Here is a 15854-nt window from a genome sequence, read left to right on the forward strand (position 1 = left end):
AACCGAAGCTGGTTTATAGAAAGAGCGATAAGCTCATTTTGAAACTGACGAGATAAAATATCTCTTGTTTTGATTTTGCGAACAAAATCGTTTTACTCACTCGTTGTTCAGTTTTCAAAGATCAAACATTCTTTTTTGTTAACTCAGTTTGTCGCCTCATCAACTCTTATATCTTATCATGTCCGAACCAACTTTGCAAGCATTTTTTCGAAATCTTTTTTTGTAACACTCGCTCGCAATATTGTATTTCTTGGCCGGAATTAGAATATACCATATACATATCCCTTTTGCAAGCATTTATTAGATAAGGTTTCACAATACTTTATTATTATTCGTTTTCCTTCTATATAATAGCTCCTTTGTATCTATCTGCGTCTAACTACAAAAAAAGAACCTCTTCCCTTAAGCAACAGGAAAGAGGTTCTTTGTTCTATATCTACTGATTATTCGGAGCCCATAAAGACAAAGCGGATCACTACAATAATAGCAAGCACCCACATGAGCCAGTGAATTTTAACTTTATTGCTGGTAAACAGGTTACTAAACACAGCCAGCACAACGTAAGACAGAATACCAGCAGAGATACCATTCGCGATTCCACCTGTGAAAGGCATCAGCACGATGGTCAAAAATGCAGGAAACGCCAACAGGAAGTTATCCCAGTCGATATTGCGAACCTGACTCATCATTAGGACCCCAACGATAATCAGAGCTGGAGCAGTAGCGGCAGAAGGCACAACCAGAGCCAACGGTGCAATAAACAGGGCCAACAAGAACAGAACACCTGTCGTTACAGCAGTCAGTCCGGTACGTCCGCCTTCTTCTACCCCTGCGGAGCTTTCTACGAATGCTGTAATCGTACTTGTACCCAATACTGCACCAGTACTTACCCCAACTGCATCAACCAGCATTGCTTTACCGATAATTTTCTCGCCTTTTTTCTTATCTTTCATTATACCCGCGCGTGTAGCCGTACCTACCAAGGTACCGAACGTATCAAACAACTCTACAAATGTGAAAATGAAAATGATATCAAACAGACCGATATGCAAAGCTGCTTTCAAGTCTAACTGACCTACAGCCAAATTACTGAAATCAGGAATCCAGTTGCCTGTTGTCAAGCTACTCAAATTTGTTACTCCCATCGGAATACCGATTAATGTAGTAGCTACGATCCCAATCAGCAATGCACCTTTGACCCGAACGACCATCAGTGCTGCGATAATAAGCAATCCGATTAGCGCCAGCAGTGCATCCTTTTGATGTACCAGACTTCCCAGAATCAAATTAAAAGCATGACCCGGAACCGGTTGACCAACATCTGTCCCTGGAACGATGCTCACCATAACCAGGTTACAAAGCTTGAATCCGACAATTGTAATAAACAAACCGATACCCACTGTAATGGCTGTCTTTAAATTTTCCGGAACTGCAACAAGCAGCATCTGTCTTACTCGTGTCACGGTTAAAATCAGAAAGACGATACCGGATATAAATACAGCGCCAAGTGCCGCTTGCCAAGTAATCATGCCATTGGAACTCAGGACTACAGTCATAAAATAAGCATTCAAACCCATACCCGGCGCCATACCGATCGGTACATTAACGAATAGCCCCATCAGTATGGTAATCAAACCTGCACCTACCGCCGTCGCAAAAAAGACAGCTTCACTGGGCATACCTGCTCCAGTCGGACCTAAAAAGGTATTGTTGACCACCAGAATATAAGCCATGGTCATAAAAGTAGTAATCCCCGCAATAATCTCTGTGCGGACGTTCGTGCCATGTTCCTTTAATTTAAAGAAACGCTCCATGAGTCGTAATTCCTCCTACGCAAAGCATACTCGTATTGTTGTCGTTCGTTTGAAGTAATATTCGCATTCATATGCGCTATATTATTACATTCGTTATTTTAGGCTCTCACCTACTGCTTGTCAACAGAAAAAGCGAATGTTGCAAATTGAACACATATGTATTGTTCGGAAAATAGAAAACCAGCAAGCTATTATGCAGCTGACGGGTTATCATTTAGAGGAATCAGATATTTTTGTACTTATCAAAGGCATTCGCTGAGTCCGGTATATTTTCCAGATAAACGATAGATCAAGTAGTGAAAATAATCTTCTAAAATCTTCATCGTGTGCAATTCCTTTCGTGCTGTATATGTGTATGCGTCCTTATGGGAAGGTTATTGCAATTTTACCAACAGCGTGGTGGGTTTCGCTTAAAGCGTGTGCGTCATACAAACCTTTTTGTGAAAAAGGAAACGTAGCTCCTATTACCGATCTTACTTTCTTTTGCTCCAACAGATCGGCAATTTCCTGTAGTTGCTGTCCATTGGGCTCCAGCCATATATTTTGGGCTGTTACGTTGTACTCCTTCACCAGCTCTTCGTCAAAATTGCTGACAATGGATATGATCCGTCCGGTATCCCTTTTCATTACCTTAAAGCTGTTCTTCTGAACATCCCCGCCCATCGTATCGAACACCACGTCCACATCAGATAAAACTTCCTCAAAACGAGTTGTACGATAGTCAATGATTTGGTCGGCTCCCAATGAAGCAAGCAATTCATGATTACGCTCACTGGCTGTAGTAATGACATAGGCTCCGGCCTGTTTGGCAAACTGGATAGCAAACATACCTACGCCACCTGCACCTGCGTGGATTAATACTTTTTCCCCTTTGGTCAGTTGACCATGTGTAAAGAGCGCCTGCCAAGCAGTCAACCCCGCCAAAGGTACAGAAGCGGCTTCCTCCCAAGAAATTGAGGCGGGTTTACGTGCCAGCAGATGATCATCCACCAAGGTATACTCGGCATAAGTACCGAACCGGGTGGTGTCCGGGCGTGCAAACACTTCATCTCCCACTTTCCAATCGGTGACCTCGCTGCCTACTTCCGAAATAGTACCGGCTACATCCCAGCCTAAAATAATCGGGAACTCCCAATCCATCATTTGTTTTAAGTAACCTTCACGTAGCTTCCAGTCAATTGGATTGATGGAGGTAGCCGCCACTTTGACTACAACCTGGTGAGCCTGTGGTGTAGGAGTAGGCACTTCTCTTTCTTTCAATTCATCCTTGCTTCCATACTGATCTATAACGATGGCTTTCATATTCATTTCCTCCTCGCACATTTACATATTCTTTACATTGCTAGACATACGTTGTAGCACATCTGTCAAAACCGCAATTTCCTCATCTGTAAACTTACATAGCAGCTTTTCCTGAAAGGCTTGTCTTTGCTCTGACAAAACTTGCAGCTCTTGAACCCCTAATTCGGTCAAACGTATATAGGTCACACGCTTATCCTGCTCTTTTTTACTACGTAAAATCAGACCTTCCTCTTCCAGCCTTCTCAGATGTCGGGTCACTGCTGCACCATCCAGAACGAGCAGATGTTGGAGCTCTAGCTGACTTAGTTCCTGACGATGATCAATATGATACAAAATTTCGACCTTGGTAAAACTGGTTTTTATTTGTGCTTCAAAAGCGTTATTCATTTCTTTACACAAAAGATGCATGCGATAAAACAACTGGCTTCTTTCAGAGCAATGTTCGATGACAAACCCTCCTTCTAATGCTTGACCTATCAATTGATGCATCAAGTATTATACACCCTCACTAAAAATAAACAAGTCTGAGACAAGTATATACAATCCTACATTCACAAAAAAAGCTCAAGCTAAACGGATAGCTTGAGCAGCCTGTGCTTACGCGCTATAGACTTGACCTGTGATGGCATTAGGCAGATGCTCAGGAACCGTATCACTTGATCCGTGAGGCGGGATCAAAAAGACGATCAGCTTGTCCGGGTAACGGTTAATTAATCCTTCGGCAATATGCTTAAGCGCACCATAAAACGTACGCGTTTCTGTCGATGGGCGCTCGCACATCGGTTAAAAACCGCTGCTGGCTACACTGCTGCCGGATATGCCGTGATTCTGTAATTCAATTCCCCCTACTCTATTAGATCGTATTGTTGATTTCGATAAATTTATGTTCAATCGCTGTCATTTCGTGATTTGGACGAGATATTAAATATGTATCCATGTAGCCGAAGGTTGGGGGAGTGGGCAAATAGGATGTTACTTTGAATTGCCGCGCAAGCCTTTTAGACATAAGGGTGATTCCCATTCCCATCAAGACAAATTCCACCATCGTTTCAAACACACCGACCTCCACAACCTCGCCATGGGTCAATTGCATGTCCTGATACATCTTCTTTAAATGCGTTAGGTACAGGCAGCCATCCGACAATATGATAATAGAGGCTCCTTGCAGCACCTGTTTGAGATCTGAGCCTTCATGTATGCCTTTCCCCACCAGCACCAACTCTTCACGGCATATTTTTTGATAATGAATATACGGGTTGGTGGGATACCCTGTGACAAAAGCAATATCGAGCTCGCCGTCGAGGATCATTCGCTCCATTTCCGTGGTGGTTCCGGTTTTTAATGTAACCGAGGCCTGCGGGTACAGCTCGTATACCTTCGTAAGCGCCCTTGTTGTTTCCCCCGCAATAATAGACTGCATCGTCCCGATGCGCAGCTTTTCCTCCTGCGGTCTCATTTTCATCTCCGTGTCTTGCCACAGCAACAACATTTGCTTGAACTGAGCATATAGGATTTCTCCTGAAGGTGTCAGCTCCATACCACGGGGCTTTCGGTAAAATAACGCTGTGCCGTAATGAGCCTCCAGCTTCTTTATTTTGGCCGTCATATTCGATTGCAGGTGATTCAACTTTTGGGCTGCTTCTGTCAGGCTTCTCAGCTCTGCCACCGAAACAAATGCCTGCATATTTTCAATATCCATCTCTTCACCTCCCATCAAATAAAATGATATCTATATCATAAACAAGCATTATTATTTATGAGTTAAATGTATTATATTGGCCTTGGATGCTATTTTCCACCCTCATCTTAAAAATCAGGAGGTATGGCAACATGATCAAAAAGAAGATTCGTGTAGGTATCGTAGGAGGTTCGATGAATAATAAATGGGCCAGTCAAACGCATATTCCGGCTTTGCTCAAGCACTTAAACTTAGATATCACTGCCGTCGGTACTTCTCGTATGGAGAGTGCGAGACAAAGCGCAGAAGAAGTAGGCGCGGCACTGGCTTTTGATGATGCCAAAAAGCTCGCAGCTTCCGAGGATGTGGATATGGTCGTGGTGAGCATAAAAGTTCCCCATCATTACGAGGCGGTGATGGCGGCAATTCAAGAGAGAAAGCATATTTTTTGTGAATGGCCCTTGGGGGCAAACACTGCGGAAGCTGCTAAAATGGCCAAGGCGGCGGAATTGGCAGGCATTCATCATACCGTCGGCTTGCAGGCACGGCAGGATCTTGAAGTGCAAACGATGAAAAAACTCGTGGAGGGCGGAGAGATTGGTGAAATTATATCCTGTCATATGCAAGTAGCTACTCCCGGCAAAGGAGGACAAGTAAATCAGGACACTGCTTATTTGCTGAATAGAGCCAATGGGGCTAATCTGCTCACGATTAATGGCGGTCATTCCCTGGATGCGCTGCAATACATCGTTGGCGAATTCCGCGAGCTATCGGCCATCACATCATCCCGCTATAACGAAGCCACTATTCAGGAAACGGGTGAAGTCATTTCCAAGGATACAGCCGATCAGATTTTGATTCACGGGCTGTTGGAAAAAGGAGTACCGGTATCCGTTCACATTCAAGGTGGAGTAAATTCTAAGTTTGAGATAGAGATTCAGGGGAAAAAGGGCATTTTGCGTTTGACACAGAATCCTTCGCTTGGGCATGTTCAATTTGGGAATCTAATGCTCGAAAAACTTGTGTACGATCCAAGCAGTACGCAGAGTCATGGTCCTAATGGCGCTTTTGAACAAATAAGTATAACTAGAGAGCCTAATACAAGCCTGGATTTCCCAAAACAAGGGGTAACCCTGAATGTAGCCAAGGCTCATTATGTTTTTGCCGAGGATATTTTGACACACACCCGTCTCGCTCCCGATTTCAACCATGCCTTAAAGCTGCATCTGCTCCTGGACCGCATTGAGAAATCGGCTGCAACTGGGAAAAAGATCGTATGGTAAGGTAGAATTATAAAAAAAGAACCTTCAACCCCACGATAGATGTGGAGTTAAAGGTTCTTTATATTGTGCTGCCTTTTTAATGAAGTCATGTGTTCTCCACTTTTATCCTGTCACCTTCAACCAAAATAACTTCCGCGTTGCTGATTGGATATAAATTTAATTGGCTGCCATATTCCTCAATGATGTTCTCCACCGCTTTTTTAAACGGAATGTTCGTATGATGGGGGACTGGATAGAATTCAATGACCCCTAGCGCAGCAAAGGAATCTAATGCAGGGGCCTCCTGAACATCGTCCATAAGTTGAACATATTCGATATTCGGTGATAAAATCAGCGAACCGGCAGATTCGCCTATATACAATTTCCCTGCATTAACTTCTTCAGCAATGATTTTGTCAGCCCCGGTTCTTTTTAACTCTTGAAGTAAATAAAATGTGTTGCCTCCGGTAATATAAATATAGTCATTCCCTCTAATTTTACTCGCTATTTCATCCCAGGTTGCTGTGCTTATTTCGATTTCATCCACGACTAATCCTAAACTCTCTAATGCCTTTTTTCCTGATTCCACATAAAACTTAACTTTCTCTGGAATACTTGCGGTTGGGATGAAGGTGACTTTTTTTCCTTCCAAGTTTTCACCGGCGAAATGGACTAACCATGGTGCAACATCCTTAAATGAGGACGACAAAAATAATTTTTTCATCTCTTTATTCTCCTTAGAACAGCGTTTAATGAGACGGGATATGTAACACTTTATTCTAGGTATATTATAAAATATATTAGTATCAAAACATGACACCATTGGAGGATAACATAAAAAAGCTTGAAGCTGATAAAGTCATATAAAAAAAGGAGACATTATTATTGAATAATATCTCCTTAATATCTCCTCTTTTTCAACCTCGTATCCGTTGAAAATAACTGGGGTTCCTTGATTTTGACCCATAAAATACTCTCTTCCCCGCTCTCATTTTGGAGTGGGAGCAGATGTTCGACCTTGAACCCGTAAAAAAGACTCCTGCCGCACAGCGATATTTCGGCCGATGCGGAGGAGTCCTGATGTTGTATTGGTGAATCTCCAAAGGTTTGTGATTACAGGGCGGGAGTTCCCGCGTTTATTCCCACTCGATTGTTGCTGGTGGTTTGGACGTTACGTCGTACACGATACGATTCACGTTATCCACTTCGTTTACGATACGTACCGAAATTTTCTCCAGCACATCCCAAGGGATACGTGCCCAGTCGGCGGTCATACCGTCGATGGAGGTTACTGCACGAATACCTACAGTGTAAGAATACGTACGAGCATCGCCCATAACGCCAACACTCTTCATATTCGGCAAAGCGGTGAAGTATTGCCAGATTTCCCGGTCCAGACCGGCTTTAGCAATCTCCTCGCGCAAAATGTAATCCGACTCACGAACAATCGTTAGCTTGTCCTCTGTCACTTCGCCCAGCACACGAATGGCAAGACCCGGACCTGGGAATGGTTGACGCCATACAATCTCAGCTGGCAATCCACATTCTTCGCCGACTTTACGCACTTCGTCCTTGAACAGGGCATTCAACGGCTCGATCAGCTTGAACTTCATGTTCTCCGGCAAACCACCCACATTATGATGGGATTTAATGGTCTGTGCCGTTGCTGTTCCGCTCTCCACGATATCCGTATACAGCGTACCTTGTGCCAGGAAAGTAAAATCGTCAAATTGAGAAGATTCTTCCTCGAACACATAGATAAACTCGTTACCGATGATTTTACGTTTTTGTTCTGGATCATCGACTCCTGCCAGCTTGGACAAGAAGCGCTCACGTGCGTCAATTTTGACAACTTTCATATCAAATTTACCAACGAACGTCTCCATTACACTTTCGGCTTCACCTTTGCGCAGCAATCCATGGTCAATGAACATACACGTCAGTTGGTCACCGATCGCTTTGTGAATGAGCATCGCTACAACGGAAGAATCCACGCCACCGCTTAAGGCACACAATACTTTCTTGTCGCCTACCTGTTGACGAATCTCACGAATCTGATCTTCAATGAACGATTCCATGGTCCAGTTGCCTTCACAACCGCACACTTCATAAAGGAAGTTGCTGATCATCTCGTTACCTTGAACGGAATGACGTACCTCTGGATGGAATTGCACCGCATACAGATTCCGCTCCAGGTTACTCATCGCGGCAATCGGCGCACTCTCTGTTCCTGCATCCAGTGTAAAGCCAGTCGGCAGATCTGTAACGTGATCCCCATGGCTCATCCATACGGTTTGACGAGAATCCAATCCTTTAGCCAAGCGGGCATCCTGATTGAATTGCACGTCTGCTTTGCCATACTCACGCTTGCCCGCACGTTCTACCTTACCATCCAGTTGGTGAGCCATCAGCTGCATGCCATAACAAATACCAAAGATAGGGATGCCAAGATCATAAATTGCCCGATCCACCTGAGGAGCATTGTCTGTATATACGCTGGAGGGTCCGCCTGAGAAAACAATCCCTTTTGGCGCCAGCTCTCTCAGCTTCTCCGCAGGCGTATTGTATGGAAGGAGCTCGCTATATACGCCGAGATCCCGAATTCTTCTTGCGATTAACTGGTTGTATTGTCCTCCAAAATCAAGAACTACAACGATTTCATTAGGCTTATTCATTACCGTGCCTCCCTCAATTGTTCGTTTCATTATACGCAACGATAAAACAAGACGTCAAGAAATCAACCGGAGTTGAGTGGGCATGAAAAGATTGTTAAAATGAATTGATTCTAAAATACTCAATCTGTTCGTAGGAGTGTAAACGATGGATGTGCTGAAGTGGATCGCGCAATTGTTCGAAGAATACGGCTACGGCGTCCTTTTTTTCGGCTTGCTGCTTGAGTTTATTGCTTTACCATTTCCCGGGGAAACCACAATGGCTTATGCGGGATATCTCTCCTATGCCGGTACCTTGGATTTCGGTAAACTGGTGCTACTAGCTTTTCTGGGCACAACCCTCGGTATGACTATTACCTACTTTGTTGGAAGATGGGCTGGACTCCCCTTTATTCAGAAATACGGTAAATGGGTTTTGTTATCGCCGGACAAGCTTCAGAAAACACAAAAATGGTTCCAACGATATGGATACTGGCTTATCTTCCTTGGATATTTTATCCCCGGTGTCAGGCATTTTACCGGTTATTTTGCCGGGATTATTGCTCTTTCTTTCCGTAAATTTGCCTTGTATGCTTACAGCGGCGCTTTATTCTGGGTCATCCTCTTTCTAAGCATCGGCAAGCTATTTGGTCCCCAATGGGATGCCATTTTCCATTTGGTAGAGCTGTATGCGCTGCGAATTGCGGGAGTCGTTGGGTTCATAATCCTGCTGTATATTATTTACCGGTGGAGAAGCTTCCTATTTAGCTCGCTACGCAAATCCGAAAAATCGGTGAAAACCAGCAACAAGGATGACTTGAAGTAGTCAAACTCCTGCTGCCTTACGGCTACGAATCCTTGCATAATACATCGAAATCACGATAGATATCACCACAAATCCCGCGCCTCCAACCAAACCCAACATACGCGGCTCCATCATTTCAATCGCCACCCCTGCTCCAAACATAGACAGTCCGATGATACCTTGGCTCCACGCCGTCAGCATGCCCAACAATGGACACTGTAAATACAATGGGGTCTCCCGCATTAATAATGTATCCAGGAAAATGGCCCCTACCCCGCCAGCCAACGAAATTAAGAAGTAAATAGCAACCGCCGCCCATGCGTGATAAATACCGCTTAATCCCATAAGTAAAATCCCCTCCAACAAAGGCATACCAGTCCTCCCTTCACCGGAGCAAATCGCGAATGTCAGACTGTATTCGTTTCTATAATCGTCAAGGCATAAATTCATATATTCAGAGCATACTAAGCCAACAAACTCCAATATCGGAGGATTTTACGTATGCCAAATCAGAATAAAAGTTGTCCACTTACTCATGTGTCCTCTAACTTGAGGGATAATGTAAACCATATTGAAAGCTCCTTTGGAAACAGCGGAGATGTAATCATTAAAGAGCTATTATGGATGCAAAAATGGCCAGCAGCTTTGTTTTATATCGATGGTCTGATTAACACTCAATTGCTCCATGATTCCGTTCTGCGTTCATTAATGCGGGTAAAGGAGCATCATGTACCGGAGGGTGCGGAACCGTTCGACTATTTAAAGGATCAAGTTTTGATTGCAGGTAACTCAGGTAGTGTGGACGAAATGGATGCCTTATTCAACCAGATGCTATCTGGCGGTATTATCATTTTGCTGGACGGATACGCAAAGGGCATATGGATTGATGCGGTCGGTTGGGAGGATCGCAGTGTCAGCGAACCCCAATCCCAAAGTGTCGTACGGGGTCCAATGGAGGCTTTTACCGAAAATTTACGTACAAATACCGCCCTAATTCGTAGGCGAATCCGCGATCCGCGTCTCTGGATGGAAACAAGACAGATCGGTCAAGTGACTCATACCAATGTGGCCGTGATGTATGTCAAAGGGATTGCTGACGAAGGAGTTATTCAGGAGCTGAGAGAACGTTTGGACCGAATTGATATTGACGGGATTTTGGAAGGGGGTTACATCGAGGAGGAAATTCAGGATGAAACCTTCACCCCGTTTCCCACCATTTATAACAGCGAGCGCCCGGATTCGGTCGCTGCCAGCCTACTGGAGGGCCGGATCGCTATCTTGGTGGACGGGACCCCCTTTGTACTGTTGATACCCGCATTGTTCGTTCAATTTTTCCAGTCGGCGGAGGACTATTACCAGCGTGCTGACATCAGCACTTTGCTGCGTTTGCTGCGTTTCTTTTCTTTTTTTATCGCTTTGCTTGCACCAGCAGTTTATATTGCGGTAACTACCTTTCATCAAGAGATGATTCCTACAAACTTATTGGTCAGTCTCGCAGCACAAAGGGAAGGCGTACCGTTTCCAGCCTTTATCGAGGCGATGCTCATGGAAATTACTTATGAAATTTTGCGTGAAGCAGGAGTCAGAATTCCGAGGACAGTCGGACAGGCTGTATCTATTGTAGGGACACTGGTTATTGGGCAAGCAGCCGTGGATGCGGGGGTTGTCTCGGCGGCTATGGTCATTATCGTGTCCATTACCGCCATCTCCAGCTATGTTATTCCGGAAAACGGCCTGTCGATAGCGGTTCGTATTATACGCTTCGCCTTAATGATGCTAGCCGCAGCCTTCGGGCTTCTTGGAATATTGATGGGTTTAATCGTGCTTTTACTGCACTTAACCAGTCTGCGATCGTTTGGAGTATCTTATATGAGCCCGTTTGGTCCCTATGTGGAAAGCGATATGAAAGATACGCTGTTTCGCCTACCTTGGCCTCGCATGACGACACGGCCTCAATCCATTTCTATCCAAAATACGATCCGCCAAAAAACGAAAAAAAGACGGATTGGCCATAAATCAAAAACCAGAAGGGATCAACCATGAAGCAGACCATACATTTGTTCTTCGTCTGGGGACTGATTGCTTTACTATTGGGTGGATGCTGGGATCGCAAAGAATTAAACGAGCTGGGCATCGCTATTGGGATCGGAGTGGATATGGAAGGTGACCAGTATCAGGTGACGGCTCAGGTGGTTATTCCTTCGGCAGTAGCTTCCAAATCTTCACCAAGTGCAGGCTCGCCCGTCGTTACTTATGAGGCCACTGCGCCCACAATTCAAGAGGCTATTCAAAAAATGACGGATACAAGCCCGCGAATCATCTATTTATCTCATATTCGTATGCTGATTTTAGGTGAAGAGTATGCGAGAAGAGGAATTTCTGATGCGATTGAAGCCTTGATGCGAGAGCCTTTTACTAGAAGTGACTTTTATATTGCGATAGCCAAAGATAACAAGGCTTCCACGATGCTAAAAATCCCCACTCCACTTGAAAAGTTACCGGCCAATAAAATGTTTGCTTCATTGGATACGTTAACCAAAACATGGGCTCCTGCCACCAAAGTAACCATGGATCAACTGCTGAGCAACTTGGCTAATCCTGACATCCAGTCCACTCTGCCCGCTTTGGAAGCTTTGGGAGATATAGAGTCGTCCAATGAAAAAGGTATAGATGACACCAAAAGCATATCTCCTGGAACCACACTGAGGTTCTCCGGTATCGGTGTCTTAAAAAAAGACCGCTTGCTGGGCTGGATCAATGAACAAGACAGCAAAGGGTTCAATTACATTTGGAATACAGTGGAATCAACTACAGGACACGTCGACTGTCAGGGAGGAGGGAATATCGCCTTATTAACCTTGAACAGCAACACCCAAAAAAAAGTGCTTATTCGCGATGGAGAACCTGTTATCTCCATATCCGTTACCAACGATAGCACAGTACGAGAGGTCAACTGTAAGCATATGAAGTTAAGCAGTATGGCTGATATTAAAGAAATTGAGGCCGCAAGCAATGAAAAAATCGTTGAAATTTTGAAGCATTCCGTAGAGACTGTTCGGCGTGAGTTCAAGTCAGACATTTTCGGCTTTGGTCAGCTGATCCACCAGTCCAAACCAGAGCTTTGGAAAAGACTAAAAGAAGAAAAAGAAAATCCATTTATGGACTTACAGATTGAATATAAGGCAAAGACTACGATCAAAAAAATTGGTTCCTTGTTTGAATCGTTCCAAAAAGAAATGAAGGAGTGAGCTTGGTGGAGGAAAAAGGGCGTATCAGCATACCAAATATAGCCGTACTCGTATTTTTGAGTATTATCGGAGACTGTGTACTGGTGTATCCCTCCCTCATTACAGCCATATCCAAGCAAGATGCCTGGATCAGCTCATTCCTAAGCATCCCTGCAGGACTGGCTATACTACTGCTACTCCTGCGGGTACATCAGCTGTATCCTGATCTCACCTTTGTTCAGCTCTGCCAGCGAATTTTGGGTCCGTGGCTAGGCGCCCTCATCTCCATATGGTATTTGTTCCATTTACTAATAAATTCAGCGATTTACTTAAGAGAAGTCGGAGATTTTATGAACAGCCAGACCTATGTGATGACACCTCTTCCCGTTATCAATTTACTCTTAATTCTTGTGCTGATGTGGGGGATGTATATGGGATTGGAGCCTATTGCCCGTACGGCTCAAATGTTATTTCCTCTGTGCCTGGTTTTTACATTATTTTTAATCCTATGCTTGCTTCCCCAATGTGAAAGTCAGCAGCTTAAGCCTATTATGGAGCAAGGTATTCCTAAGATTATGGAAGGCAGCCTATTTGCGCTCTCCTACCCATTCGGAGAATTAGCTTTTTTACTCATGATTTTTCCCTATGTGAGCAAAAAACCGGGTCTAAAAAAATCAGTTTTATTAGCCGGCCTTACTGCTAGCGTTCTGTTAAGCGTACTACTTCTGGTTTCTCTCATGGTTCTGGGCCCTTTTGTAACCGAAAACAGCGTGTACACCTCTTACACGCTTTCTAAAAAAATTAACATAGGAAACTTCTTACAGAGGGTTGAATCCATGATGAGCACAGCCTGGATTATCACTACCTTTGTTAAAACCATTTTACACTTCTATGCCTTTACCTTAGGAATGACTCAGCTACTGCGTTTAGACAATGTACGGACTTTTCTGGGCCCTAGCTTTATGATCCTATTTGGTCTGATTATCGTGTCGGCACCCAACATTACTTATTATCTGGATACGATCGTTCACGCCTGGATTTACTGGGATTTGACTGATTCCGTTGTCCTTCCTTTGCTGCTGCTTGTCGTATACAAGTTTAGAACAAAAGGAAATCATAGCCTGGGACCTGGTTGACCCTCACCCTTAATGGAAGGAGCATACATATGCTGATCACCATTGTCATTATCTGTATCGGTCTAGCCATTGCTGCCAAAGATTTACCAGGCTTGTACCGAAAGCATCGCTTTAAGGATATGTTCGTGTACATCATTATGCTCGGATTAGGCACATGGCTTAGTGTCCTTGCGGCCAAATCAGAGGTTACGCCAAGCCCGCTGGTTCTGATTGAAATCATCTATAACCCTGTTAACGCTTTTGTGTCACATGTATTTGGCTTTTAGAAGGGAGGCAGCCACAAATGTCAAAAAAAGAACGTATCAGTGTTCGGCAAGTGACTGTCCTTATGTTTATGTGTTTAATCGGGGATATGCTCTTAATTTATCCGACTATTATTACACATATTGCTCATCAGGATGCCTGGATCAGCTCTATATTGTCCATACCGTTAGGTTTAATTATTATTTACGTGCTCATTCGTGTTCATGAACTCTACCCGGGCCTTACACTTATTGAAGCGATCCGTAAAATTTTCGGGCCCGTATTCGGAACCATTGTCTCCTGCTGGTATTTGTTTTATTTCTTCATGAACACCGCTCTTATTGCTAGAGAGGTAGGCGATTTCCTGAATAACCAGTTATTTGTACAAACCCCTCTGCGTGTCCTGCTCGCTATGGGAATATCCCTAATGGTGCTTACTGCGCTAATGGGAATTGAAGCTTTCGGTCGTGTTAGCGAGATGCTATTACCAGCATATATATTAATCTTCTCTGGTCTGATCCTTGGACTCCTGCCACAAATCCAGCTTTCTAATGTACGGCCTGTTTTGGAAAACGGGTTCGCTCCTGTTGCCAAAGGAATGGTTCCAGGCGCGGCAATGCCTTTTGCCGGAATGTCTATTATGCTCATGGTTTTTCCTTATGTAAACAAAAGAGCCCATTTTAAAAGAGATATGCTGCTCGCATCACTTATAGGCGGAGTGCTGATTAGCCTCTTTCTGCTGCTCTCCCTCCTTGTCATTGGACCCTTCGTGACCAACTACAGTCCATATATTTCTTCTGCACTCACAACAAAGATTAACGAGCTCAATTATATTACACGAGTTGAATCGCTAGTAACTTTAATCTGGGCACTTGCTGCCTATTTCAAAGGTGTTCTTTTCTTTTACGCGTTTACTTTCGGAACAACTCAGCTATTCCGAATTTCTAATATCCGTCCCTTTGTCATCCCCGCAGGAGGGCTTGTGTTTGGCATGACCATTTCGATAACCCCAAATGTGTTTTATTATGTAAGAACTCTGGTTTATCCCATGTCTACCTGGCATTATACCAACGGCTTGATCATTCCGCTTTTGTTATGGGGTGTTTATCTCTGCAAGCAAAAGTGGAAGCATCGACAAAACGTATCCAAAAATTAACAAAAACCTTTTGAAACCGATGCTTAAAAAAGCATAATCCGATTTCAAAAGGTTTTCTTGTATTCTTCACTTACGCCATATCCTGAATGTATGCCAGCGCAGCATCAATATGCCCTTTCACTCTTAAACCACGCCATTCATGAACTAAAATGCCATTTTCATCAATAAGGAACGTAGACCGAACAATACCCATGTACTGCTTGCCGTACATCTGTTTTTGCTGCCATACACCATACGTCTCAGCGACCTGATGCTCTTCATCAGATAACAACTGAAAAGGGAGTCCGTACTTTGCAATAAACTTGTCATGCTGCTTGAGTGGATCTGGGCTTATCCCCAAAATCACCGTGTTCAAGCCTTCAAACTCCGTATGTTTATCCCGAAAATCACAAGCCTGGGTCGAGCAGCTAGAGGTCAAATCCTTGGGATAGAAATACAGCAACACCCTATTACCTCGATAATCAGACAGCTTAACACGCTTTCCCTCACTCCCAGGCAATTCAAAATCCGGTGCCTCTTGCCCAATAACGGTAAATATCGTGGACATCTCATCATCTCCTATCTTGTGGGGGCTTATGTG

General features: G+C 44.1%; 16 protein-coding genes. 7 read left to right on the top strand and 9 right to left on the bottom strand.

The window, feature by feature from the left end:
• Nucleotides 1-443: 443 nt before the first annotated feature.
• The 5 genes from WA407_RS24460 to WA407_RS24480 form a co-directional block, all read right to left on the bottom strand.
• The gene (locus WA407_RS24460; RefSeq protein WP_336078597.1) at nt 444-1814 is read right to left on the bottom strand and encodes an NCS2 family permease; all 1371 of its coding nucleotides are present in this window, start codon (nt 1812-1814) and stop codon (nt 444-446) included.
• 363 nt (nt 1815-2177) lie between these two features.
• Complete coding sequence (locus WA407_RS24465) at nt 2178-3116, bottom strand: NADP-dependent oxidoreductase (RefSeq protein WP_336078598.1); 939 nt, start codon at nt 3114-3116, stop codon at nt 2178-2180.
• 21 nt (nt 3117-3137) lie between these two features.
• The gene (locus tag WA407_RS24470) at nt 3138-3608 is read right to left on the bottom strand and encodes a MarR family winged helix-turn-helix transcriptional regulator (RefSeq protein WP_336078599.1); all 471 of its coding nucleotides are present in this window, start codon (nt 3606-3608) and stop codon (nt 3138-3140) included.
• Nucleotides 3609-3713: 105 nt separating this feature from the next.
• On the bottom strand, nt 3714-3896 hold the full coding sequence (locus tag WA407_RS24475; RefSeq protein WP_336078600.1) for a hypothetical protein: 183 nt from the start codon (nt 3894-3896) through the stop codon (nt 3714-3716).
• Nucleotides 3897-3969: 73 nt separating this feature from the next.
• Nucleotides 3970-4815 (bottom strand): LysR family transcriptional regulator, encoded by an 846-nt coding sequence (locus tag WA407_RS24480; protein WP_336078601.1) that lies wholly within the window; start codon nt 4813-4815, stop codon nt 3970-3972.
• A gap of 131 nt (nt 4816-4946) precedes the next feature.
• Here WA407_RS24480 and WA407_RS24485 point away from each other — a divergent pair, with 131 nt between their 5' ends.
• A complete protein-coding gene (locus WA407_RS24485) occupies nt 4947-6077 on the top strand; it encodes a Gfo/Idh/MocA family protein (RefSeq protein ID WP_336078602.1) in 1131 nt (376 codons plus the stop codon).
• Between the two features lie 85 nt (nt 6078-6162).
• On the opposite strand, the gene WA407_RS24490 is transcribed toward WA407_RS24485, so the two are convergent.
• The gene (locus WA407_RS24490) at nt 6163-6780 is read right to left on the bottom strand and encodes a peptidase E (RefSeq protein WP_061831557.1); all 618 of its coding nucleotides are present in this window, start codon (nt 6778-6780) and stop codon (nt 6163-6165) included.
• Nucleotides 6781-7192: 412 nt separating this feature from the next.
• The gene (gene guaA / locus WA407_RS24495; protein ID WP_254329107.1) at nt 7193-8731 is read right to left on the bottom strand and encodes a glutamine-hydrolyzing GMP synthase; all 1539 of its coding nucleotides are present in this window, start codon (nt 8729-8731) and stop codon (nt 7193-7195) included.
• Between the two features lie 145 nt (nt 8732-8876).
• Between guaA and WA407_RS24500 the strand changes: the two genes are divergently transcribed.
• Nucleotides 8877-9533, top strand: a complete 657-nt coding sequence (locus WA407_RS24500) for a DedA family protein (RefSeq protein WP_336078603.1) — start codon at nt 8877-8879, stop codon at nt 9531-9533.
• Here WA407_RS24500 and WA407_RS24505 read toward each other — a convergent pair whose 3' ends face one another.
• A complete protein-coding gene (locus WA407_RS24505; protein WP_336078604.1) occupies nt 9534-9884 on the bottom strand; it encodes a hypothetical protein in 351 nt (116 codons plus the stop codon).
• Between the two features lie 129 nt (nt 9885-10013).
• Between WA407_RS24505 and WA407_RS24510 the strand changes: the two genes are divergently transcribed.
• Genes WA407_RS24510 through WA407_RS24530 form a run of 5 tightly spaced genes read left to right on the top strand, consistent with a single transcriptional unit; the run spans nt 10014 to nt 15274 of the window.
• Nucleotides 10014-11555 carry a spore germination protein gene (locus WA407_RS24510; RefSeq protein ID WP_336078605.1) on the top strand — a complete coding sequence of 514 codons (1542 nt, stop codon included), beginning with the start codon at nt 10014-10016 and terminating at the stop codon, nt 11553-11555.
• Nucleotides 11552-12760, top strand: coding sequence for a Ger(x)C family spore germination protein (locus WA407_RS24515; RefSeq protein WP_336078606.1), 1209 nt, complete (start codon nt 11552-11554; stop codon nt 12758-12760). Before WA407_RS24510 ends, WA407_RS24515 begins: the two co-directional genes overlap by 4 nt.
• 5 nt (nt 12761-12765) lie before the next feature.
• Nucleotides 12766-13875 (top strand): GerAB/ArcD/ProY family transporter, encoded by a 1110-nt coding sequence (locus tag WA407_RS24520; protein WP_336078607.1) that lies wholly within the window; start codon nt 12766-12768, stop codon nt 13873-13875.
• Between the two features lie 29 nt (nt 13876-13904).
• Nucleotides 13905-14141 (top strand): hypothetical protein, encoded by a 237-nt coding sequence (locus WA407_RS24525; protein ID WP_336078608.1) that lies wholly within the window; start codon nt 13905-13907, stop codon nt 14139-14141.
• A gap of 17 nt (nt 14142-14158) precedes the next feature.
• Nucleotides 14159-15274, top strand: a complete 1116-nt coding sequence (locus tag WA407_RS24530) for a GerAB/ArcD/ProY family transporter (protein ID WP_336078609.1) — start codon at nt 14159-14161, stop codon at nt 15272-15274.
• Nucleotides 15275-15344: 70 nt separating this feature from the next.
• Here WA407_RS24530 and bcp read toward each other — a convergent pair whose 3' ends face one another.
• A complete protein-coding gene (gene bcp, locus WA407_RS24535) occupies nt 15345-15821 on the bottom strand; it encodes a thioredoxin-dependent thiol peroxidase (protein ID WP_250259419.1) in 477 nt (158 codons plus the stop codon).
• Nucleotides 15822-15854 lie beyond the last annotated feature (33 nt).

The sequence above is a fragment of the Paenibacillus sp. 203 genome (genome assembly GCF_037027525.1).
In the GTDB taxonomy this organism is placed as follows: domain Bacteria; phylum Bacillota; class Bacilli; order Paenibacillales; family Paenibacillaceae; genus Paenibacillus; species Paenibacillus polymyxa_B.